Origin of the sequence: Helcococcus sueciensis DSM 17243 (genome assembly GCF_000423145.1) — a bacterium.
GTDB lineage: Bacteria > Bacillota > Clostridia > Tissierellales > Peptoniphilaceae > Helcococcus > Helcococcus sueciensis.
In genome coordinates, this window is the sequence record NZ_AUHK01000009.1 from 1 (window position 1) to 22,306 (window position 22,306).

23 protein-coding genes are annotated in these 22,306 nt (G+C 29.6%); 5 read left to right on the forward strand and 18 right to left on the reverse strand.

Annotated features, from left to right (window positions below):
• On the forward strand, positions 1-278 hold a 278-nt coding region (locus G534_RS0103565; RefSeq protein ID WP_027347585.1), incomplete at its 5' end, for an IS3 family transposase.
• A gap of 69 nt (positions 279-347) precedes the next feature.
• Here G534_RS0103565 and G534_RS0103570 read toward each other — a convergent pair.
• From G534_RS0103570 to rpe, 3 genes are read right to left on the reverse strand one after another with little or no spacing between them, the layout of a single operon-like run.
• Complete coding sequence (locus G534_RS0103570; protein WP_027347902.1) at positions 348-1,724, reverse strand: PTS transporter subunit EIIC; 1,377 nt, start codon at positions 1,722-1,724, stop codon at positions 348-350.
• Positions 1,725-1,739: 15 nt separating this feature from the next.
• Complete coding sequence (rpiB, locus tag G534_RS07830) at positions 1,740-2,225, reverse strand: ribose 5-phosphate isomerase B (RefSeq protein ID WP_051177408.1); 486 nt, start codon at positions 2,223-2,225, stop codon at positions 1,740-1,742.
• An 8-nt stretch (positions 2,226-2,233) separates the two neighbouring features.
• Complete coding sequence (gene rpe, locus G534_RS0103580) at positions 2,234-2,887, reverse strand: ribulose-phosphate 3-epimerase (protein ID WP_027347903.1); 654 nt, start codon at positions 2,885-2,887, stop codon at positions 2,234-2,236.
• A gap of 158 nt (positions 2,888-3,045) precedes the next feature.
• Between rpe and G534_RS0103585 the strand changes: the two genes are divergently transcribed.
• A complete protein-coding gene (locus G534_RS0103585; RefSeq protein WP_027347904.1) occupies positions 3,046-4,047 on the forward strand; it encodes a LacI family DNA-binding transcriptional regulator in 1,002 nt (333 codons plus the stop codon).
• Between the two features lie 61 nt (positions 4,048-4,108).
• Here the strand turns inward: G534_RS0103585 and tkt are convergent, their stop codons facing one another.
• Complete coding sequence (gene tkt / locus G534_RS0103590) at positions 4,109-6,079, reverse strand: transketolase (RefSeq protein WP_027347905.1); 1,971 nt, start codon at positions 6,077-6,079, stop codon at positions 4,109-4,111.
• Positions 6,080-6,384: 305 nt separating this feature from the next.
• Between tkt and ftsH the strand changes: the two genes are divergently transcribed.
• The gene (gene ftsH / locus G534_RS0103595; RefSeq protein WP_027347906.1) at positions 6,385-8,349 is read left to right on the forward strand and encodes an ATP-dependent zinc metalloprotease FtsH; all 1,965 of its coding nucleotides are present in this window, start codon (positions 6,385-6,387) and stop codon (positions 8,347-8,349) included.
• A 54-nt stretch (positions 8,350-8,403) separates the two neighbouring features.
• On the opposite strand, the gene G534_RS0103600 is transcribed toward ftsH, so the two are convergent.
• Complete coding sequence (locus G534_RS0103600) at positions 8,404-8,769, reverse strand: ArsR/SmtB family transcription factor (RefSeq protein ID WP_027347907.1); 366 nt, start codon at positions 8,767-8,769, stop codon at positions 8,404-8,406.
• Between the two features lie 104 nt (positions 8,770-8,873).
• On the opposite strand from G534_RS0103600, the gene G534_RS0103605 reads away from it, so the two are divergent.
• Both G534_RS0103605 and G534_RS0103610 read left to right on the forward strand, forming a co-directional pair.
• Positions 8,874-9,095, forward strand: coding sequence for a heavy-metal-associated domain-containing protein (locus G534_RS0103605; protein WP_027347908.1), 222 nt, complete (start codon positions 8,874-8,876; stop codon positions 9,093-9,095).
• Positions 9,096-9,121: 26 nt separating this feature from the next.
• Complete coding sequence (locus G534_RS0103610) at positions 9,122-11,008, forward strand: heavy metal translocating P-type ATPase (protein ID WP_027347909.1); 1,887 nt, start codon at positions 9,122-9,124, stop codon at positions 11,006-11,008.
• 57 nt (positions 11,009-11,065) lie between these two features.
• On the opposite strand, the gene G534_RS0103615 is transcribed toward G534_RS0103610, so the two are convergent.
• The 13 genes from G534_RS0103615 to rnpA form a co-directional block, all read right to left on the reverse strand.
• The gene (locus G534_RS0103615) at positions 11,066-11,509 is read right to left on the reverse strand and encodes a DUF1307 domain-containing protein (protein ID WP_027347910.1); all 444 of its coding nucleotides are present in this window, start codon (positions 11,507-11,509) and stop codon (positions 11,066-11,068) included.
• A 23-nt stretch (positions 11,510-11,532) separates the two neighbouring features.
• On the reverse strand, positions 11,533-12,219 hold the full coding sequence (locus G534_RS0103620) for a 5'-methylthioadenosine/adenosylhomocysteine nucleosidase (RefSeq protein WP_027347911.1): 687 nt from the start codon (positions 12,217-12,219) through the stop codon (positions 11,533-11,535).
• A gap of 30 nt (positions 12,220-12,249) precedes the next feature.
• Positions 12,250-13,236 carry a phosphate acetyltransferase gene (pta, locus tag G534_RS0103625; RefSeq protein ID WP_027347912.1) on the reverse strand — a complete coding sequence of 329 codons (987 nt, stop codon included), beginning with the start codon at positions 13,234-13,236 and terminating at the stop codon, positions 12,250-12,252.
• An 18-nt stretch (positions 13,237-13,254) separates the two neighbouring features.
• On the reverse strand, positions 13,255-13,929 hold the full coding sequence (locus G534_RS08390; protein ID WP_051177409.1) for a DUF4446 family protein: 675 nt from the start codon (positions 13,927-13,929) through the stop codon (positions 13,255-13,257).
• A gap of 1 nt (position 13,930) precedes the next feature.
• Positions 13,931-14,770, reverse strand: coding sequence for a ParB/RepB/Spo0J family partition protein (locus tag G534_RS0103635; protein WP_027347913.1), 840 nt, complete (start codon positions 14,768-14,770; stop codon positions 13,931-13,933).
• A gap of 6 nt (positions 14,771-14,776) precedes the next feature.
• Complete coding sequence (locus G534_RS0103640) at positions 14,777-15,529, reverse strand: ParA family protein (protein WP_027347914.1); 753 nt, start codon at positions 15,527-15,529, stop codon at positions 14,777-14,779.
• A 319-nt stretch (positions 15,530-15,848) separates the two neighbouring features.
• On the reverse strand, positions 15,849-16,556 hold the full coding sequence (gene rsmG / locus G534_RS0103645; protein ID WP_027347915.1) for a 16S rRNA (guanine(527)-N(7))-methyltransferase RsmG: 708 nt from the start codon (positions 16,554-16,556) through the stop codon (positions 15,849-15,851).
• Positions 16,546-18,447, reverse strand: coding sequence for a tRNA uridine-5-carboxymethylaminomethyl(34) synthesis enzyme MnmG (mnmG, locus tag G534_RS0103650; protein WP_027347916.1), 1,902 nt, complete (start codon positions 18,445-18,447; stop codon positions 16,546-16,548). Before mnmG ends, rsmG begins: the two co-directional genes overlap by 11 nt.
• Positions 18,448-18,526: 79 nt before the next feature.
• A complete protein-coding gene (gene mnmE, locus G534_RS0103655; RefSeq protein WP_027347917.1) occupies positions 18,527-19,903 on the reverse strand; it encodes a tRNA uridine-5-carboxymethylaminomethyl(34) synthesis GTPase MnmE in 1,377 nt (458 codons plus the stop codon).
• Between the two features lie 77 nt (positions 19,904-19,980).
• Entirely contained in the window at positions 19,981-21,042 is a 1,062-nt protein-coding gene (gene jag / locus G534_RS0103660) for an RNA-binding cell elongation regulator Jag/EloR (RefSeq protein WP_034595948.1), read from the reverse strand.
• A gap of 2 nt (positions 21,043-21,044) precedes the next feature.
• The gene (locus G534_RS07840; protein ID WP_051177410.1) at positions 21,045-21,743 is read right to left on the reverse strand and encodes a YidC/Oxa1 family membrane protein insertase; all 699 of its coding nucleotides are present in this window, start codon (positions 21,741-21,743) and stop codon (positions 21,045-21,047) included.
• An 8-nt stretch (positions 21,744-21,751) separates the two neighbouring features.
• Positions 21,752-21,964: a membrane protein insertion efficiency factor YidD gene (gene yidD / locus G534_RS08515; RefSeq protein WP_084510051.1), complete on the reverse strand. Its 213-nt coding sequence runs from the start codon at positions 21,962-21,964 to the stop codon at positions 21,752-21,754.
• Complete coding sequence (gene rnpA, locus G534_RS0103670) at positions 21,957-22,295, reverse strand: ribonuclease P protein component (protein WP_027347919.1); 339 nt, start codon at positions 22,293-22,295, stop codon at positions 21,957-21,959. The genes yidD and rnpA overlap by 8 nt, the downstream gene beginning before the upstream one ends.
• Positions 22,296-22,306 lie beyond the last annotated feature (11 nt).

A 22,306-nucleotide genomic window follows, 5' to 3' on the forward strand; every position in this document is an offset into this window, starting at 1 on the left:
ACCAAGGATTTCATTACCAGCATAGTACTTGGACTAAAAAACTAGAAAAAATGAACATTAAACAAAGTATGTCAAGAAAAGGAAATTGTCTAGACAATTCACCTATGGAAAACTTCTTTGGAATATTAAAACAAGAAATGTACTATGGAGAAGATTTTAAAAATTATGATGAGTTAAAAATGAAAATAGAAAAATATATTAAATGGTACAATGAAGATAGGATTAAGACGAAATTAAACGGAATGTCTCCTGTTATGTACAGATTACATTCCGCTTAAAATATTATTAAATTATTCCGTGTTTACGGGTTCAGGTCAAATTCTCTATCCTTCCTATATAAATTTATTTTATTTTTCTTGTTTTAATTCTGGTTCTTCAAAGCCAAATAGATAAGTCAATATTGCTGCAACTAGCACACATATTGTTAAACCTATTACTGCATGCATGAAGTTTCCTTCTTTACCACCTGCGAAAGTTGGTAGAGTTGTTAATCCACCAAATACAAATGATTGAGCAGTAACTCCATTAGCTCCTATATATGCACCACCTACTGCACCACCTATCAATGCTGCGATAAATGGACGTTTTAATATCATAGCCACACCATAAATTGCTGGTTCAGTAATACCTGAGAATGCAATTGTCAACGCTGTTGTCAATGAGTATTGTTTTCTCTTTAAATGTCTAGCTTTTAGCCATACACCTAATGCTGCACCCATCATAGCGAAGTTTGTAGCAAATGTGAATGGAACTATATAGTCATAGCCTTGAGTTGCAATATTTTGAATCATAATTGGATTAACTGCCCAGTGTAAACCTACTGAAACTAGAGCATTCCATCCACCACCTACTAAAGCTCCTGCTAATAGTGGACTTGATTCAATTAAACCATTTATTAATTTAGCTATCCAGTTTGAAACATTATATGTGATAGGTCCTATAACTATTAATGTAAGAGGAATCATTACTGCAAATGAAATCATAGGTACAAATACTAAATGTCCACCTTCTGGTATAGCTCTTCTTAAGAATTTTTCTAAATATGAGAATGCTGCAACTGCTATAATTACTGGGAATACTGTAGATGCATAACTCATCAATATTACAGGTATTCCTAAGAAATCAGTTCTAGCACCATTTCCTATTTCACCCATCATCGCAATTAAATCTGGATGGATAAGAGCCGCACCAATAATCATAGATAGTACTGGATTTGCTCCAAAATGTTTAGCTGTTGTATAAGCTAATATTACTGGTAAGAAATAAAATACTGTCATTGATGCTATTGTTAAGATTTGATAAGTTCCTGAAGTTTCGCTTAGGAAACCTAATTGACTAGCTAATATAACTAATGCTCTTAAAATACCAGACCCCGCAAAAGCTGGTAATACTGGTGAAAATATTGCTGAAATTGTTGTAAAGAAGTTTCCTTTCTTTCTTCCTTCGCTTTCACTTGCACTTTCAACTGTAGATTGACTACCATGAGTAAGTTTTCTTAATTCATCATATACAGCAGAAACACCTGATCCAATTATTACTTGGTATTGTCCACCTTTTCTAACTATAGATACAATCCCATCTTGATTTTGTAAAACTTCTGTGTTTGCTTTTGATTCGTCTTTTAAGTTAAATCTTAATCTTGTAGCACAGTGAGAATAATCATTGATGTTTTCTTTTCCGCCTACATTATGCAATATAATTTTTGCTAAATCTCTATTATTCATATTTTTCTCCTATTACTAGCAATTTATTTTTATATCTTTAAGATCAGATTCTAAATCTTGACCTTTTTCTTCTATCTCTGCAAGCATATCAATACGTCTTTGATGTCTTCCGCCTTCATATTCAGCATCTAACCATTCTTTAACTATCATCTTTGCAAGTTCTGATCCTATAACTCTAGCACCAAAGGCTAAAATATTTGAATCATTATGTTCTCTTGATAGTTTCGCAGAATATGGTTCACTACAACATACTGCTCTTATACCTTTCACCTTGTTTGCAGCTATAGATATACCCACACCTGTTCCACAAATCAATATTCCTCTGTCATATTCTTTATTTGCAACTGCTTTTGCTACTTTTTGTCCATATATAGGATAATCTGTTCTTTCATCAGTGAAAGGACCTAAGTCTTCTATTTCGTGACCTAATGACTCTACATACTCTATTATTTCTTTCTTTAAATCTAATGCAACGTGGTCGCAACCAATAGCTAATTTCATATCTCCTCCTATAGACTTTTTAGTTCTTTTACTATTTCTTCATATGATTTTTCTTTACCAAATAAAGATGAAGTTCCTAATACAAAACCTTCTACTCCTTTAGCACTTAAGTTTTCTATTCTTTCTGGAGAAATTGCTCCATCTACAAATACCTTGTAATTATATTTACCCTTTAATTTTACTATTTCTTCTATTTTTTCATCTACATAGTCTAAATATTTTTGTCCAGCAAATCCAGGATTTACAGTCATAACCATGAAATAATCTACTAGTGATAAAAGCGGTTTTACAAATTCTAAGCTAGTACCAGGATTTATAGCTATACCCGCCTTTTTACCATGATCTTTTATCTTTGCCAAACTACGTGCTGGATGTAAATCTGCTTCTGGATGTATATAGATAATATCTGCACCTTTTTCTACAAATAAATCTATGTAATCCCCAGGATTTTTAGTCATTAAATGAACATCTACTAATTTATCTGTATTTCTTCTAATAGATTCTAAGTCTTGTAATCCCATACCATAATTAGGTACAAATTGACCATCCATTATATCTACATGAAAAATGTCGATACCTGCTTTATCTAATTGTTCTACTTCTTCTTTTAAGTTATCAAAATTAGCACACATCAATGATGGGCAAAGTAATATTTCTTTCATGATTCCTCCTTTTAAATTTGGGTAAACGTTTACTATCATTTAAAATATACTATTTTTTTTTCGATTTGTCAACCTTTATCCCTGAATATTTCTTATAATTTCAAAATTTTACATTGATTTGATATAATTATTTCATATAAAGCAATCCAGGAGGAGTTGTGTCAAATTATTCTATAAAAGATGTGGCGAAATTAGCTGATGTATCTATAGCAACAGTATCTCGCGTCTTAAATAAAAAAGGTAAATATTCAAAAGAAACCGAAGAAAAGGTATTAAAAATAGTTGACGAAATTGGATATCAAGTTAATTACAATGCAAAAACCCTTAGAACAAAGGTCAGTCATACCATCGGAATTTTAGTTCCTGATATTAGCAATTATTTTTTTGCTACCTTAGTTCAAGAAATAGAAAAATCTTTTTTTAAAAATGCTTATTCTACTATTATTTGCAATACTGATAGGAGTTTAAAAAAAGAAAAATCTTATCTTCAAATATTAGAGAATAAAAATATAGATGCTTTAATTGCTATATCTGGAAATATAGATAAAGGTTTTGAGTTTTCTAGCACAATAAAAAATATTCCATATATTTGTATAGATAGAGAGCCTGCCAATCTTGAGGAAAGTACTTATATTTCTTCCGACCATTTTATGGGAGCCTACCAGGCTTGTTCTCATCTTTTAGATAAAGATTGTAAACAAATTGCATTTTTTGGACCCAAAAAATTATCTCCTTCAAATAAAAGAAGATTCGATGGGTTTTTAAAAGCTTTAGAAGATAAAAATATAGAATTTAATGAAGATAACAACCATTTACAAATTTTTTCTAACCAAGATTTAGAAAAACAAGTAGTTGATTTCTTAAATTCAAATCCTAATTTAGATGGTATATTTGCAATAAATGACCGATTAGCTATAGATTTAATTGAAATATTGAAAAAAAATAATAAAAAAATACCTGAAGATATTTCTTTAGTTGGTTTTGATAATAGCCCCACATGCGAATATACAAGTCCAAAACTTACAAGCATAAGTCAGGATATAAAGAAAATAGCTGATGAAACTGTAAAAAATATTCTAGAATCAATAAATAATCCTGAATATGAAAAGAAGACAATTCTTGTACCGACACAGCTTATAGAAAGAGAATCTACAAAATAAAAAGGCTTTTCCAGATAATTATAATTATCTAGAAAAACCTTTTTTAATTTTAAAATGTTTTTTATAAATCGAATTTATCTTCAATCTTAGCTAAGATCTTATCTCTTGTAAATCCGAAGTGGTCGAATACTTCTTCAGCTGGACCTGATAAACCAAATGTTTCCATTTGAACTATTAATCCATCTAAACCTGTATACTTATACCAAGCTTGTTCTGATGAAGCTTCTATAGCAACTCTGATTGTATTTTTAGGTAATACTTCAGCCTTATATTCTTCACTTTGTTCATCAAATAATTCCATTGATGGCATTGATACCGCTCTAGCAGATATCCCCTTTTCATGTAGACTATTTGCTACTTCATAAGCTAATTGAACTTCTGAACCTGTAGCTATCAATACTACTTCTGGTTTTTCCCCAAAGTCTTTAAGGATATATCCACCCTTAAATAGATTTTCTCCAGTATTTTCATAGTTTGGTAAAGCTTGTCTTGATAAAATCAAGTTTACTGGTCTTGAAGTTTCTTTTATAGCGAATGCCCATGCTGCTGCTGTTTCTTTAGCATCTGCAGGTCTGATTGTAACTGTATTTGGAATAGCTCTTAACATTGGAAGTTGGTCTACAGCTTGATGTGTAGGTCCATCTTCACCTAAACCGATTGAGTCGTGAGTGAAAATATACACTACTGGTTGGTGCATCAAGGCAGACAATCTTATAGCTGGTTTCATATAGTCAGCGAATGATAAGAATGTTGCTGTATATGGTCTTAAACCACCATGTAAGCTAATACCATTAGCCATTGCAGCCATAGCATGTTCTCTTATACCAAAGTTGATATTTTTTCCTGCTGGATTTTCTTTTGAGAAGTCTTCTTCGCCTTCTAATTTTGAATTATTTGATCCAGCTAAGTCAGCGGAACCACCAAATAGATTTCCTATATGTTTGCTTATTCTATTTAGAGCTATACCTGAAGATGCTCTAGTAGCCAAAGCTTTATCATATTTGTAATATTCTTCTGTATTTAAGAATGATAAGTCATAATCATTTGTGAATGCTTTTTTGAATTCTTCATATAGTTCAGGATTTTCCTTGCTATATTCTTCAACTAATTTATTCCATTCTTCTTCATTTTTAGCTAATTCTTCTTGTTTGTTTTTCAAGTATTCTCTAACTTCTTCAGCTACAAAGAATTCATCTTCGTATTGGTAACCTAAAGTCTTCTTCATTTCTTGAATATCTTCTTTTGATAAAGGATTCCCATGTACAGCTGATGTATCAGCCTTGTTTGAGCCATAACCAATTACAGTATGAATTTCTATTAATGTAGGTCTTTCCTTATCTTTTTTAGCCTCTTCTATTGCAGCTTCAATAGCTTGTACATCTGTACCATCTGCAACATCTAATACTTGCCATCCTAGAGCTTCATATCTTTTTGCAACATTTTCTCTAAAGGCAAGGTCAGTTCTACCATCAATTGTAATTTGATTAGAATCATAAAGAACTATCAATTTATCTAATCCTAAAGTTCCAGCTAATGATGATGCTTCATTTGAAACACCCTCCATTAAACAACCATCACCTGTTATTGCATATGTATAGTGATCTACAACTTTGTGTTTTTTTGTATTAAATCTTGCTGCTAAATGTTTTTCAGCCATTGCAAAACCAACAGCCATTGCTACACCTTGTCCAAGAGGTCCTGTAGTTAATTCAACCCCATCTGTAAATCCATATTCTGGGTGACCAGGAGTTCTAGAGTTCAATTGTCTAAAATCCTTGATATCATCCATAGTTACATCAAAACCATACAAATGTAATAATGAATATTGTAATGCTGATGCGTGACCAGCTGATAAAATAAATCTATCTCTATTAATCCATTTTGAATTTTTAGGATTGTATTTCATTACATCATTGAATAATGCATATCCCATTGGAGCCATGCCTATAGGTGCACCTTGATGCCCGGAGTTAGCTTTTAAAACCATCTCTGCTGATAGAGATCTAATTGTATTAATAATTAAATTTTCCATTGTATTCCTTTCCAAAATTTTCTCTTAAAATGATTATATCTTAAAAAAAAAGTCGTGTCGACTTATGTTTATATCTAAGTTGATTATATAAATACTTATTGCTTGCCTATAAAGTATTTCTTTTCTTTAATTTTCTATCTCTTAATGTTTGACTATCATCTATACAATCTTTTTTTTCTAATATGAATATAAAACATTTTTAATTTTTCTTTTTATTGGGTATAATATTTAATACTGAAAATATACATCTTTTAAACACTTTTTATTAGTATATTAAATATAAAATAAGATAAATGGAGAATTAAATGAATAAGAAACCAAACAAAAAAGGAAAATTTCCTGAACCAAAACCTATATACTATTGGTATATAATTGGTGCATTAGTAATAATCATCTTCCAATTTCTTGTTGCTCCTATGATTAGAGATAGTAAAGTCACAGAAGTAACATATAGCAATTTCTTAGAAATGCTTGAAAACGGAAAAATCGATAAAGTTGAAAGAACCACTTATCAATATAATTTTTCTGTAAAAGAGGGAGATAAAGAAATAAAATATAAAACTGGTGTATGGCCAGATCCGGATATAACAAAAAGACTTGAAACTGCTAAGACAACATTCGGAACAGAAATAATACAGCCAACAAATCCTTTAATAGTTATTTTGGTACAATTAGGGATTCCTCTAGCAATTATGTTTATTGCTATTAGATTCCTTTCAAAAACTATGATGGGTGGAGGTGGAAATGCTTTAAGTTTTGGTAAATCCAATGCCAAAATATATATAAAAGCTCAAAATTCTGCTAAATTCAAAGATGTTGCCGGACAAGATGAGGCAAAAGAAAGTCTTGAAGAAATAGTAGATTTCTTGCACAATCCAAAAAAATATGCGGAAATCGGTGCAGTTACACCTAAAGGAGTTTTACTTGTAGGCCCTCCGGGAACAGGTAAAACACTTCTTGCTAAAGCTGTTGCTGGTGAAGCAGATGTTCCATTCTTTTCAATATCTGGTTCAGAATTCGTTGAAATGTTCGTAGGTCTCGGAGCTTCTAAAGTAAGAGATTTATTTAAGCAAGCAAATGAAAAAGCTCCTTGTATAGTATTTATAGACGAAATAGATGCTATCGGTAAGAGAAGAGATACTTCAGGCTATAGCGGAAATGATGAAAGAGAACAAACCCTTAATCAATTATTAAATGAAATGGATGGTTTTGATGCAACATCTGGTGTTATAATACTTGCTGCAACTAATAGACCGGAAATTTTAGACCCTGCTTTAACTAGACCTGGTAGATTTGATAGACAAGTAAGAGTTGAACTTCCAGATGTAAAAGGTAGAGAAGCTATTTTAGCTGTTCATGCTAAAAAGATTAAACTTGCTCCTGGCGTTGATTTGAAAAATATAGCTAGAATGACAGCAGGTGCTTCAGGAGCTGATTTAGCGAATATCATAAATGAAGGTGCATTAAAAGCTGTTAAAGAAGGTAGAAAATTAGTTACTGAAGAGGATTTAGAAGAATCTGTAGAAACAGTAATCGCAGGACAAAAGAAGAAAAATGCAGTAATTACTCAAAGAGAAAAAGAAATAATAGCCTATCACGAAGTTGGTCACGCTATCGCTGCAGCAGCTCAAAAGAATACTGCTCCAGTTACTAAAATCACTATTATTCCTCGTACTTCTGGTGCTTTGGGATATACTATGCAAGTTGAAGAGGAAGAGAAATTCTTGATGTCAAGAGATGATTTATTCCAAGAAATTGTTACTCTTGCAGGAGGACGTTCTGCTGAAGAAATAATATTTAAAATTAAAACAACTGGAGCTTCAAATGATATTGAAAGAGCTACAAAAATTGCAAGAGCTATGGTTTCAACATACGGAATGGAAGATGAGTTTAATTTCATTTTACTTGAAAAACCTTCAGCACAATATTTAGCTGGATCTTCTACAAACTCATATGCAGCTATACAAACTGAAAATCAAGTAGATAAAAAAGTTATGGAAATAATTGATGAAGCTCATAAAAAAGCTCATACATTATTAAATGAAAATATCGATAAATTACATGAAATATCTAAATACTTATTAGATAAAGAGACGATATCAGGTCAAGAATTTATGGATATATTCAATAGTCAATATGTAATAACTCAAAAACCAGACTATATTAAGAACTTTGAAGATAAAGCTTCAGAACAAAATATGGAAAATTCTTCCGAAAACATTTCTCAAGAAAATATAGATGACAATTCCGAAAAAGATAATCTAGATTAATATAAATGGGTCAGTTCACATAGTACTGATCCATTTTTTATTTATAAACACAATTTATTCTTCAATATCCGTAAAATTCAAAGTTTTTTCAATTATTTTTTTTATATATTCTGCCTCTTTTGTATCAGCAGCTTTATAATAAACTTCTTTTCCTAATCTCCTAGTAGTTACAAGTCCATTAGTTTTTAATAATCTTAAATGATGTGATACTGCCGGAGATGACATTCTCATAAGTGCAGAAATATTTATTACACATTCTTCTACATTTGACAGTAACCAAAAAAGTCTAATTCTATTACTATCTCCTAATTGCTTAAAAATCTCTGCTACTAAATCAAAATGATCTTTATTTTCTAATCTTTCTATTATATATTCTTCTATTTTTTCACCATGATCATGAGGTAATTTTATATTATTCATTAATTATCCACTCTTTCTATTGACTTTATACTCTAATTGAATTATACTAACAATATAACAATTAAACAATCGTTTAATTGTATCTTTATATTATTGGAGGAATCATGAAAAAATCATATAAAATAAACGTAGACTGTGCAAATTGCGCAAATATAATAGAAGAAAAAATAAATAAAATTGATGGAATTGAATCAGCTTCAATAAATTTTATGTTACAAAAATTAAATATAAAATTTAAAGATGATATAAATCCTGACGAAATATTAAATCAGATTGAAACAGAATCAAAAAGAGTTGAACCAGATTTTTCTATAGAAAATAAATAATATATAAATAAACTAAGAGGTTAATTATGAATAAAAAACAAAAGAAAATATTATATCGTATTTTATTAACCATTTTTCTTGTTATTCTTGTACAATTTCTATCACTTAATGGTTATCCTAAACTCATTTTATATATATCCATTTATTTATTAATCGGATATGACATAATTATTAAGGCGTACAAAGGAATTATACATGGACTTGTTTTTGATGAACATTTTCTAATGACGATAGCTACTATTGGTGCATTTGCACTCGCAATCTTAACTAAAAGTGAAGACTATTTAGAAGCTGTCGCTGTTATGCTATTTTATCAAATCGGTGAATGGTTCCAAGATTATGCCGTAGATAAAAGTCGTAAAAACATTGCAAAACTAATGGAAATAAAACCAGATTATGCAAATATCGAAGTTGATGGTTCAATTATTCAAGAAGATCCTGATAATATTGAAATTGGACAAATTATAATTATAAAACCTGGTGAAAAAGTGCCTTTAGATGGACTTGTAATAAGTGGTGAATCTTCATTAAATACTAGTGCTTTAACAGGTGAAAGTATTCCTAGAAATGTAGGTGTTGATAGCGAAGTAATAAGTGGAAGTGTAAATATAAATGGATTATTAAAAGTTAAAACTACTAAAAAATTTGAAGATTCTACAGTTTCTCAAATATTGGATTTAGTAGAAAATGCAAGTTCTAAAAAAGCTAATACAGATAAATTCATTTCAAAATTCGCAAAATACTATACACCTATAATCTGTATATCAGCACTTTTACTTGCAATCATTCCTCCCCTATTCATAAGCATATTTTCAACTGGTGATGCGAATTGGTTGGATTGGATATATAGAGCATTAATATTCTTAGTAATAAGCTGTCCATGTGCTTTGGTAGTTTCAGTACCACTTACATTTTTCTCAGGTCTAGGTGGAGCAAGTAAAGAAGGAATCCTTATAAAAGGTTCTAATTATATCGAAGCATTAGCTCAAACAAAGTCAATCGTATTTGATAAAACTGGAACCTTAACAAAAGGTGTATTTGAAGTCGTTGCAATACACGACAATGAAATGGATCAAGATAAACTTCTTGAATACGCTGCTCTTGCTGAATCTTATTCTACACATCCTATAAGTACTGGTATCCAAAAAGCTTATGGAAATGACATTGATAGAAATAGAGTTTCTAATATTGAAGAAATCGCTGGAAAAGGTATAAAAGCTAATGTTGATGATAAAGAAGTTATAATAGGAAATGACAAATTAATGGAATTGTTTGATATAAATTATATTCCATGTAAACATATTGGAACAATAGTTCATATAGCAATTGACAAAAAATATGAAGGTCACATTGTAATTTCGGATAAAATTAAAGAAACATCAAAAAATGCTATTTCTAATTTAAAACACTTAGGAGTAAAAAGAACAGTTATGCTAACTGGAGATTCCCATAAAATAGCTGATTATGTAGCTTCAAGTATTGGATTAGATGAATATTATAGTGAACTTTTACCACAAGATAAAGTTTTATATGTCGAAAAATTAATGAAAAAAGATCCTAAGGAATATAAACTTGCATTTGTGGGTGACGGTATAAATGACGCACCATCATTAATGAGAGCAGATGTAGGAATTGCAATGGGTTCCATAGGTTCTGATGCCGCTATTGAAGCTGCAGATGTAGTTCTTATGGATGATAATCCATTAAAAATTGCAAAATCTATCAAAATTTCTAAAAGAATATTAAAAATAGTTTATCAAAATATTGTATTCGCTCTTGGTGTTAAACTTATAGTTTTATTATTAGGTGTATTTGGAATAGCAAGTATGTGGGCTGCTATTTTTGCAGATGTAGGTGTAACTATATTAGCAGTACTGAACTCTCTAAGAGCATTAAATGCAAAAAATATATAATTTTATTAATACTATAAAATAAGGTGAGGTTATATAACCTCACCTTTAACTTATATTTTATTCTTTAACTTCTACAAATCCTTGTTGTTTAACATACTCTACAGATTTCTGTAAGCTAACACCTTTACTTAAATCTCCATCTATATTGCCAGAATTAAGTTTTTGATAAGCTTCAGTATCTAAATCTTTAAAATCAACTGATATTTTTTCTGTGATTATTCCATCTTCGTCCATATTATAGTCGTATGTTGTTCCTTTTATATTATTATAAGCATTTTGTGTTTCTTCAAGTCGGGATTTAACGTCATCAGGTGTTACTGAAAGATAATTTGAATCTATAACATTTACCACTTCTTGTCTGTACACTACATCTCCATCAGCATGATATGTTATAGTAGTTTTCGCACCTTCAGAATCTTTTTCAAAAACAACCTTTTGTTGCGTTGACGAGCAAGCTGTTAAAATAAGTAACAATCCTAATATTATACTAATTTTTTTCATAATCATTCCTCTTCTTTTTATATTTAAATATTATTTTTCAAAAAAATATTTAACATTTTTGCTGATCTTTGTGATGTTAGTTTTGAATTTTTCAAAAAATCATTTCCACTATTATCTCTCATCACTATATCAGATAATGATCTAATAATTATAAATGGTATTCCTAATCTATCACAAACTTGAGCTATCGCTCCCCCTTCCATTTCACAAGCTATTGCTGATGGGTATTTATTTTTTAGTTCTATAACTTTTTCATCTTCTCCGATGAATGTGTCTCCTGTTATTATATCTCCAAAAAATATATTACTCTCAACATTTAGCTTGTCATACGCATTATATACCCTTTCTCCAAGCGTATAATCAGAATGAAATTTTAATCCAAATCCACTATCTCCATCAATATAAGAAGTATCAAAATCATATTGTATAACATTTTTTGAAATTACTATGTCCATAGTTTCTTGAGTTTCTACCATTCCACCAGCTGTTCCTATATTAATTACATATTCTATATCAAAATGATTTAAAAGAGTAATAGATGCAATTGCTGCATTTACCTTGCCTACACCTGATTTTGTTAGACAAATTTCCTTATCATGAATGTTACCCCTGAAAAAAATCACTTTGTTGATTTCGACTTTCTCTATATTTGACATATATTCAAGTATAGCTTCAACTTCTACATCCATTGCTCCAATTACACCTATCATTTTATCTCCTATTAAATTTTTATTTTAATTTTATAAAGCTTGTGCTGCTGTTAAAATAATTGTTGTATAAACATCATCTACTGTAGAACCTCTTGATAAATCATTCACAGGTTTGTTCAAACCTTGTAATAATGGTCCCACTGCCATAAATCCACCAAGTCTTTGTGCAATTTTATAACCTATATTACCAGCTTCAAGATTTGGGAATACAAAAGTATTTGCTCTTCCAGGAACATCTGATCCTGGGAATTTTAATTTACCTACAGTTTCAGAATAAGCCGCATCAAATTGCATTTCTCCATCAATTGAATAGTTAAATCCTCTTTCTTCAGAAATTTGTTTAGCTATTTTAGTAGCTTCTGCTACTTTTTGAGTTTCAGGAGTTACTGCTGAACCATTTGTTGAATATGATAATAAAGCAACTACTGGATCAATTCCAAAGGTTTCTGCAGTTCTTGCAGATGTAACTGCTATTTCACCTAATTGTTGAGCATCTAAGCTAGTATTTATTGCTATATCTGCAAAGATATATTTTTGATCATCTTTCAATAAAATCATTGCTCCAGATGTTCTTGAAACTCCAGGTCTAGTTTTAATAATTTGAAGTGCAGGTCTTACTGTATCTCCTGTTGTATGAACAGTTCCTGACACCATACCATCTGCTTCATCTAATTTAACCATCATTGTTCCAAAGTAATTAACATTTTTTACAAGAGCTTGAGCTTCTTCTTTTGTGTTTTTACCTTTTCTTAACTCAACAAATTTTTCTACATATTCATCAAATTTTGAATCTGTTTCTGGATTTCTTATTTCTATACCTTCGATATCAAAACCTTTTTCTTTAGCAATTTCTCTTATTTTTTCTTCATTTCCTAAAAGGATTAATTTAATAATTCCTTCTTCTTTAGTTCTTTGAGCTGCTTCCAAGATTCTTGGTTCTTCTCCTTCTGGTAAAACTATTACTTTATCTTTTCCTTCTAACTTTTCTTTAAGTTCATCAATTAAACTTAATGACATAATTCCCCCTTATTTTTTTTATTTACCTAAAGCCATATTTAAAGCAACTTCTTCTTCTGGTGACATTTCCTGTTCTGGCTCACCATTTTTAATTGCTTTTGAATAATTATAATTTTCTTCTCTTCCATTTATACTAGTTATCATGATTCCATTAGAGAACCTATCTAATAATACAATAGTAAATGATAAATTTCCAGTTTGATTTTCGAAAGCATCATATTTATTTATACCAACTTTTTGAATAGAAAATGATAGTTGATCATTTAATATATTTATGTTCCTTCTTAAATCTTCTTCTATTTTTGTTAAATCGGACCTTATTTGTTCATAATGGTTTTCAAGTTCTTTACTCATTTTATCGTCTAAACCATCATACATTTGTGTGAATTTATCTTCAATTTCATTTATTTCAGAATCTATTTTCTTATCTGTATTATGAAGTGAATCACCATATTCTTTATTTATTTTATCTGTAATTTTTTTCATATCATTTATCATTACATTTGATTTTGCAATATCTGTAGAATGAGCTCTTAATAACTCTTCAAAATTTATATCTCCCCTACCTCTTACTAAGGTATTATATCTCTTTTGCAATCTAGATATCTTAGAGGATAAATTATAGATATTATACATTAAAATGAATATTATTGCACTCATGATAACGAAAATTAGAAATATTAATTTTTCCATATTATTCTCCCAAATTATAGTGAGAAAGAAACTCTTCTATTTGTTCATCATTAGAAAATTCAATGTTTACGGTCCATTTATTCCTACTTTTATTGATTCTTACCTTTGTACCTAAAGATTCTTTAAGTCTATCTTCCAAATCTCTTACAAATATATCTTTCTTAACTTGTTTTCTTTTCTTAGTATTTTTTGTCTTTTCTATTTCATTTACTGTTATTTCATTTTTCAACAACAATTCTAAATATTTATGTCTTTCTTCAATATTTTCAATTCCTAGTAATGCCCTACCTTGAGAAGAAGTAATATTTCCATTTTCAATTTCTTCTATAGTCTTTTCATCTAAATTGATTAAACGAACCATATTAGCTATATAAGTTCTGGATTTACCAAGTATATCGGATAGTTCTTGTTGAGTAAGATTATATTTTTTCATCATATTAGTGTAAGCCATAGCTTCTTCATATGGATTCAAATCTTCTCTTTGAATATTTTCTATCATAGAAATCATATCTTGATCTCTACCAGTTAATTCTTTTATTATAGCTGGAACTTCTTTTAATTTAGCTGTTTTAGCCGCTCTAAATCTTCTTTCACCTGCTACTATTTTATATTTATCATTTTCTTTAATAAGTACTAAAGGTTGAAGTACACCATACATTTTTATAGATTCCGCTAAAGATTCTATACTTTCCATATCAAAATTTTTTCTAGGATTACCTGAGCTTATTTTAATATCTTTAATATCAACCATTTGTATTTGATTGGTATTCTCATTAATATTAATCTCTTTTTCTGGTATAAGTGCTCCAAGCCCTTTTCCTAAACCTTTTCTTCTAGCCATGTTCACCTACTTATTGTTTTTAATTATTTCATTTGCCAATCTAATATATGCTTTAGCCCCTTTTGATGATTTTTCATAATCGATTACGGATAATCCATGTGATGGAGCTTCAGCAAGCCTTATATTTCTTGGAATAACAGTCTTAAATACTTTATTCTTAAAATAAGCTTTAACTTCTTCTACTACATCTAATGATAAATTATTTCTACCATCAAACATAGAAATCAAAACACCCTCTATCTCTATATTAGGATTTAAACTTTCCTTGATTAATTCTATAGTTTTAACTAATTGAGATACTCCTTCAAGAGCATAAAACTCTGTTTGTATAGGTATTAAAACAGAATCACTTGCAACTAAAGCATTTATACTTAATAATCCCAAAGAAGGTGGACAATCCATCAAGATAAAATCGTATTTATCAAGTTTATGTATTATATTTTTTAATAAACTTTCCCTATCTTCTATATTAACCGCTTCAATCTCAAATCCTGACAAGTCAGATGTAGATGGTAAAATCCACACATTTTTTGCACTTGTTTCAACAGGAGTAAAATCTATATTGTTCAATAACGCATCATATACGCTATATTCTAATTCATCTTTATCTACACCTAAACCTGAAGTACTATTTCCTTGTGGATCTAAATCTATTATTAATACCTTTTTGTTTTTTAAACCTAGTGAAGCCGCTAAATTTACTACTGTTGTAGTCTTTCCGACCCCACCTTTCTGATTAAATATCGATATAATTTTCATACGCACCTCGTTGATAATTATATCATAAAACTGATCTTAATTTAAGATTTAGTTTAGTGTTTCATATGAAACTTTTTAGAGTTTTATTATTCAGTCAATATGTTCTAATATTTATTATAGTGTAATTACTTTATATGATACTTTTCATTATTTTGTTTTTTTTGTTTCATATGAAACTTTAAATTGTTTTATACTTTTTGTTTTTATGTGTTTCATATGAAACTTTAAATCATTTTATTATCCAATAAATCGGTTTTATAGTTTTTCTTCATTTTAAATGTTTCATATGAAACTTTAAACAAAAAAAACTAGCTTTAAGCTAGTTTAATGGTTTTGTTCTTGGTTTTCCCCCAGATCTTGGAAATCTGTGGGGTGTTGCTTTTATTTTCTTTATTACAATAAGAGATCTTTGTCCCAGTGATAGGGGAAGTTCATATTCAATTACTTTATCTAAAACTCCTCCTAATATCTTTATAGCTCCTTTAGAGTCTTTGAGTTCTTCTTTGAAGTTTGGTCCTTTCATAGCTATAAAATATCCACCAACTTTTACGAAAGGTAGACAATACTCTAATAAAGTTTGTAAATTTGCTACCGCCCTTGATGTAGCTACATCATACTTTTCACGATACTCTTCTTTTCTAGCTATTTCTTCAGCTCTTCCGTGTAAGTTTTCTACATTTTCTAGGTTTAAGTCCTCTTTAACTATATCTAAAAAATTGATTCTTTTTTTTAGGCTGTCTAATAAAGTGAAGGATAGGGAATCATTGTATATTTTTAAAGGTACTCCTGGGAAACCACCACCAGTACCAATATCTATTATTTTTTGATTTTTTTCTATTACACCTGATTTAGTTATAAGTAGGGAATCTAAAAAATGCTTTATATACACTTCTTCTTCATCTACTATTTTAGTAATATCAATTTTATAATTCCACTCTTGAAGAAGATTATAAAAATTTTCAAGTTTTTCTATTGCTTTATCATCTAATTCGTATCCTTCATTGATAAATGTTTCTTTATACTTCATTATTCTTCCTTCTTTGAACTTCTAGATAAATTAATATAACATTGATGTCGGCTGGTGTTACACCTGGCATTCTTGATGCTTGTCCTACAGAATCAGGTCTTACTTTATTTAATTTTTCGATTGCTTCATGTTTTAAACCATCTATTTGTCTGTAATCTTCAATGATATCCAGCTTTTTACTTTCCATTTTCTTAAATTGTTCAATTTGAAGATTTTGTTTTTCGATATAACCTTCATATTTAACTTCTGTCTGAACTTCAAGTTTATATGGTTTCTTTATTTCTGGTCTATCTGGATCAAATACAACAATCATTTCATAATCAAGCTCTGGTCTCTTAATTAATTCATATAATGTAGTTCCTGTCTTGATAGGGGAGCTTCCAAGCTCTTCTAATTTCTTATTAGTTTCTTCTGTTGGAGTAATCATTATTGTTTTTAATCTTTCGATTTCTCTTTGAATAGCCTCTTTCTTTTCAAGCATTAATCGATATCTTTCTTCAGTTACAAGTCCAATTTCATATCCTTTTTGTGTAAGTCTAAGATCGGCATTATCTTGTCTTAAAGTTAGTCTATATTCTGCTCTTGAAGTCATCATTCTATATGGTTCATTTTGATTTTTAGTAACTAAATCATCAATTAAAACCCCAATATAAGCTTCTGATCTATCAAGTACAAATGGTTCTTTTCCGTCTAGATTTAGTACAGCATTTATACCAGCCATCAGACCTTGTGCTGCAGCTTCTTCATATCCTGATGTTCCATTTATTTGTCCGGCGAAAAATAAATTTTTAACATTTGTTGATTCTAGATTCGATTTAAGTATAGTCGCATCCAAGCAATCATATTCGATACCGTGTGCAGGACGCATAAATTCAACATTTTCTAAACCTATTATAGTCTTGTAAAATTCTTGTTGCACTTCTACTGGTAGAGTAGATGAAGCTCCTTGAACATACATTTCATTTGTAGATCTTCCTTCTGGTTCAATAAATATGATATGTTGATTCTTATCTGCAAATCTAACTATTTTATCTTCAATTGATGGACAATATCTTGGTCCAATTCCTTCTATTACTCCAGAGTACATAGGGGAGCGATATAGCTCTCTTCTTATAATTTCATGCGTTTCCTCTGTAGTATGTGTTTGATAACAAAGCTCTTGTTCATAGTTAAATTCTTTATCTATATTTAAGAATGAAAATGGTACCGGTTCTTTATCTCCATACTGTGGAATCATCTTCGAAAAATCTAATGATCTTTTGTTTACTCTTGCTGGAGTACCTGTTTTAAATCTTCTTAGATTAAATCCATTTTTTTCAAGATTTGTTGATAGATGTGTTGCTGGTTTAAGACCATGAGGCCCTGATGAATATTGTAATTCACCCATCATTATTAAACCATTTAGATAAGTACCTGTTGCTATAACTACTGCTTTCGCTTTGTAAATTGCTCCAGTTACATCTTTTACACCTTTTATTTCACCATTTTCTACTATAATATCTGAAACTTCTGTTTCTATTACTCTTAGATTAGGTTCATTTTCTAATGTTTTTTTCATTTCTTCATGATAAACTCTCTTATCTGCTTGTACTCTTAATGAGTGAATAGCAGGTCCTTTTGAAGTGTTTAACATTTTTGATTGAATAGAGGATTTATCAATATTTAATCCCATTTCTCCACCTAGCGCATCTACTTCTCTTACTAAATGGCCCTTACCTGTTCCACCTATATTTGGATTACAGGGAAGGTCTGCTATCGCTTCTAAGCTTATACTTGCAATTATTGTTTTTTTTCCTAATCTTGCTGCTGCAAGTGCTGCTTCTATACCAGCATGTCCAGCTCCAACTACAAATACATCTACTTCAGAAGCTATATATTCTTTAATTTGCATACTTTTTCCTTTTCATTACTTTTTACTTAAATAGTTTACCACAATATTGCAAAATAAAAGTATAATATCTAAATTTTTATTATTTTCCTATACAAAAGTCTTTAAATATTTTATCTAATACATCTTCTTCTATGGTTTCACCTGTGATTTCACTTAATTGGTTAAATGCATTTCTAAGGTCTATTTCTGTTGCATCAAGTGGAATACCATTTTGGATATCTTTAATTCCGTTTTGAATATTATCCCTTGCTTTTACAAGTAAATCTCTATGACGAATATTTGTTATTATTGTAGTGTTTGAAACTTGTATTTCTCCGTCAAAGAACATATTTAATATTGCATCTTCTATTTCTTTAAGTCCTTTATTTTTAAGTATTGATACATCTATGATATTTTCGTCAGGAAAGGCTTTCTTTATTATAGATGCATCTAATTTATTTTCTAAATCAATTTTATTTAATAAGATTATAACTTTTTTATCTTTTAATAATTCAATGATTTGCTTGTCTTCATCATCTAATGGCTTTGATACATCAAATATTGCGATTGCTAAATCTGATTCATTTGCTATTTGACGACTTTTTTCTACACCTATTGATTCTACTAAATCATCAGTTAACCTTATTCCTGCCGTATCTATAATGTTTATAGATACTCCACCTAAGTCTATAGATTCCTCAATTGTATCTCTTGTAGTTCCAGCAACATCTGTAACTATTGCTCTATTTTCTTTGAGTAGGGCATTTAATAAAGAAGATTTTCCTACATTAGGCTTTCCTATTATAGCTGTTTTTATACCTTCTTTTAGTATACGACCTTTGTTTGAAGAATTTATTAATTCGTTTAATTCTTCAATTATTACATCTGCTTTTTCATATAATGGTTCTAAAGGCAAATCATCTTCATAATCTTCCATAAAATTAATTGAAAATTCAACTCTTGCCATAAGATCTAGCATTTTTGTTTTAATATCTTTAACTTTTGAAGCCACCGATCCTTTTAATTGAAGTAGGGAAGCTTCATACGCCTTATCTGTCTTGGCATCTATTAAATCAATAACAGCTTCTGCTTGTGATAAGTCAAGTCTCCCATTTAAGAATGCTCTCTTTGTAAATTCTCCTCTTTCAGCTATAAATGCTCCATTTTTAAGAAGAAGATTTAAAACTTTCTTAACAGCAATAAATCCACCATGACAATATATCTCTACTATATCTTCTTTCGTATAAGTTTTGGGTCCTTTCATATATGCTAAAAGAACTTCATCAATCATCTCATCATTATCAAAGATATATCCATATTTAAGTTTTCTATTTTCAAATTCTTGTACTTCTTCTTTTTTATAATCTCTGAAAACTTTTTTTGCAATATTTAGCGAATTGTCACCAGACATACGCACTATGCCTATACCTGCCTCTCCAACAGCTGTCGAAATAGCAGCAATTGTTCTTTCTGACATAAGTTCTCCTTTCCATATCTATGAATATATACCCATATATTAAAAATCCCCAAATGATTTCTCACTGGGGATAGTTATTAATTCAATCCTTTGTATTTTACTATAACTTTTCTACTTGGGAATTTACCTGTTGAAACAGTTTCAATTTCCTTATAGTCTTGTAACGCAAAATGTACAATTCTTCTTTCATAAGAATTCATTGGTTTCAAAGCAATTGATTTTTTAGTCTTAAGCACTTTATATGCTACTCTTTGCGCATTTGATTCAATAGCTTTTTTTCTTCTATTTCTGTAGTCTCCTGCGTTAAGAGTAATTCTTAAGAATTTTGATGTGTTTCTATTTACTAATAAGCTTAGTATATATTGAACCGCATTCAGTGTTTCACCTTTGCTTCCGATTATGATTCCAGTATCATTTTCAGAAATATCTTCTAAGTTAAGGTTTATTACATTATCTTTATGGGTTTCGTATGAAACTTTGGTTTCAATATGCATTTTAATTAGTAAATCTTCTAACATTTTCTTAGCTTTTTCAGCAGCTTGTTTTATATCATCTTCATCTGTAATAGAACAAGCTTCTCCAGAAAACTGTAAATCTCTTGTATTTATAAGATTTTCATCTGATGTAAAAATTTCGTATGATTCATTTTCTGTTTCATCTTCAATTTCTTTTGATTCTTCTGATTCTTCTGATTCTTCAATGATTTCTGGAACATATCCATCTTCATATAAATCATCTGTCTCATTTGTTTGTTCTTCTAAAACTTCCTCTTCATCATCTACATCATTTATAATTACTTCTTCTTCTACAAATACTTCTTCTTTATCAATATCGAACTCTTCGTCTTGTATTCTGTTGAATTTCTCTTCAATTTCTTCATTGAAATCAAATTCTTCAATAGGTTCTTCTAGTTTGCTATCTAGATTTGTTTCAGAGAAAATATCATCAAAGTCTATTTTCATCTTTGCTTTTTCTTTGACTTTAACCATTGCATCATTGCCACCAAATAACCCGAATACAGATTTTGTCGGCTCTTGCATTACTTCAAATTCTATTTCATCTCTAGTAAGACCTAATTCTTTAATACCTAATTCTATTGCTTCCTCAATTGTTTTAGCTGATTTAATTACATATCTCATCATTAACCTCTATTCTTACCTAATCTAAATAACTTTGCGCCAAGTCTAATAATTATTTCAATTACATTACCTGTAGCCCAGTATAACACTAAACCTGCAGGTAAATTTCTAAATATAAAGAAGAACATTATTGGCATAATATACATCATAGTCATCATGCTATTTCCAGCGTCTCCTGCTGTTTGCATAGTACTTCTATTTAGATATTGGAATCCTAATTGAGATAATGAGTTAATTAATGGTAATGCAAAACCTGTAGGATCCGCTAGAGCTAAGTCTGGAACCCATAAGAAAGATCTTGAAATATTTTCATATCCTTCTAAGTAATTTTGTGGATTTCTAATAACATTATATAGAGCAAAAATAATTACCATTTGTATTATAAATGTTAAACAACCAGCACCGGTATTTTGCATCATTTTATGTTCTTTTTGGAACTCCATCATCTTTTGTTGATAGATTTGCTTGTCATATCCATATTTTTGTTGTAATTTATCAAGCTCTGGCTTTAATTGTTTTTGTCTTTCAGCATTTTTTGCATTTTTTATTGTGAATGGAATTGTAATTAATTTATATATTAATCCCATAACAATTAATGTCATTGCATAATTAGATAATGCAGCTGATCCAATTCCTAGAGAATCGATAGTATTGTAGATTATCTTAAATAAATTACCCAATAAATTATCTAAAAAGTTCACTTCTCCTCCTATTTTAGTGGGTCATACCCACCCTTACTAAAAGGGTTGCATCTCAAAATCCTCAATACACTCAAATATGTTGCTTTAAAAAAATTATACTTTTCATAAGCTTCTATCGAGTATTGAGAACATGTAGGGGTGAATCTACATTTATTACGGCCAAATAATAGAGAAATATTCTTTCTGTAAAATTTAATAAATTTAATCATTAACTTATTCATCTATATGCCTTTTACTTATAGCTATTACATGCTTTAAAGACTTTTCTAAATCTTTATAGTCCATATCTATTGTCTGAAAATTGGGCGCTATAATATAATCTTTATTTTCGAATATATCCATATTCAATCTAATGATTTCTTTAAGTCTTCGTCTTATTTTATTTCTTTTATTTGCTTTTCCGTATTTACGTGTAACTGTAAAGCCAAAACGTGGATAGTCTCTGCCATTATTTGACACTAAAATCCTAAAATTTTTATTATAGTATCTCTTTGACCTTTTATATAATCTATTAAATTCTTGATTCTTTTTTATCCTGTTTTGTGCTTCCATTAATTCACCAA

What these genes read in the sequence shown, in the direction of transcription:
- G534_RS0103570 (WP_027347902.1), bottom strand. Translation starts at nt 1,724, where the DNA reads ATGAATAATAGAGATTTAGCAAAAATTATATTGCATAATGTAGGCGGA.
- rpiB (WP_051177408.1), bottom strand. Translation starts at nt 2,225, where the DNA reads ATGAAATTAGCTATTGGTTGCGACCACGTTGCATTAGATTTAAAGAAA.
- rpe (WP_027347903.1), bottom strand. Translation starts at nt 2,887, where the DNA reads ATGAAAGAAATATTACTTTGCCCATCATTGATGTGTGCTAATTTTGAT.
- tkt (WP_027347905.1), bottom strand. Translation starts at nt 6,079, where the DNA reads ATGGAAAATTTAATTATTAATACAATTAGATCTCTATCAGCAGAGATG.
- ftsH (WP_027347906.1), top strand. Translation starts at nt 6,385, where the DNA reads ATGAATAAGAAACCAAACAAAAAAGGAAAATTTCCTGAACCAAAACCT.
- G534_RS0103600 (WP_027347907.1), bottom strand. Translation starts at nt 8,769, where the DNA reads ATGAATAATATAAAATTACCTCATGATCATGGTGAAAAAATAGAAGAA.
- G534_RS0103605 (WP_027347908.1), top strand. Translation starts at nt 8,874, where the DNA reads ATGAAAAAATCATATAAAATAAACGTAGACTGTGCAAATTGCGCAAAT.
- G534_RS0103610 (WP_027347909.1), top strand. Translation starts at nt 9,122, where the DNA reads ATGAATAAAAAACAAAAGAAAATATTATATCGTATTTTATTAACCATT.
- G534_RS0103615 (WP_027347910.1), bottom strand. Translation starts at nt 11,509, where the DNA reads ATGAAAAAAATTAGTATAATATTAGGATTGTTACTTATTTTAACAGCT.
- G534_RS0103620 (WP_027347911.1), bottom strand. Translation starts at nt 12,219, where the DNA reads ATGATAGGTGTAATTGGAGCAATGGATGTAGAAGTTGAAGCTATACTT.
- pta (WP_027347912.1), bottom strand. Translation starts at nt 13,236, where the DNA reads ATGTCATTAAGTTTAATTGATGAACTTAAAGAAAAGTTAGAAGGAAAA.
- G534_RS08390 (WP_051177409.1), bottom strand. Translation starts at nt 13,929, where the DNA reads ATGGAAAAATTAATATTTCTAATTTTCGTTATCATGAGTGCAATAATA.
- G534_RS0103635 (WP_027347913.1), bottom strand. Translation starts at nt 14,770, where the DNA reads ATGGCTAGAAGAAAAGGTTTAGGAAAAGGGCTTGGAGCACTTATACCA.
- G534_RS0103640 (WP_027347914.1), bottom strand. Translation starts at nt 15,529, where the DNA reads ATGAAAATTATATCGATATTTAATCAGAAAGGTGGGGTCGGAAAGACT.
- rsmG (WP_027347915.1), bottom strand. Translation starts at nt 16,556, where the DNA reads ATGAAGTATAAAGAAACATTTATCAATGAAGGATACGAATTAGATGAT.
- mnmG (WP_027347916.1), bottom strand. Translation starts at nt 18,447, where the DNA reads ATGCAAATTAAAGAATATATAGCTTCTGAAGTAGATGTATTTGTAGTT.
- mnmE (WP_027347917.1), bottom strand. Translation starts at nt 19,903, where the DNA reads ATGTCAGAAAGAACAATTGCTGCTATTTCGACAGCTGTTGGAGAGGCA.
- jag (WP_034595948.1), bottom strand. Translation starts at nt 21,042, where the DNA reads ATGAGATATGTAATTAAATCAGCTAAAACAATTGAGGAAGCAATAGAA.
- yidD (WP_084510051.1), bottom strand. Translation starts at nt 21,964, where the DNA reads ATGAATAAGTTAATGATTAAATTTATTAAATTTTACAGAAAGAATATT.
- rnpA (WP_027347919.1), bottom strand. Translation starts at nt 22,295, where the DNA reads ATGGAAGCACAAAACAGGATAAAAAAGAATCAAGAATTTAATAGATTA.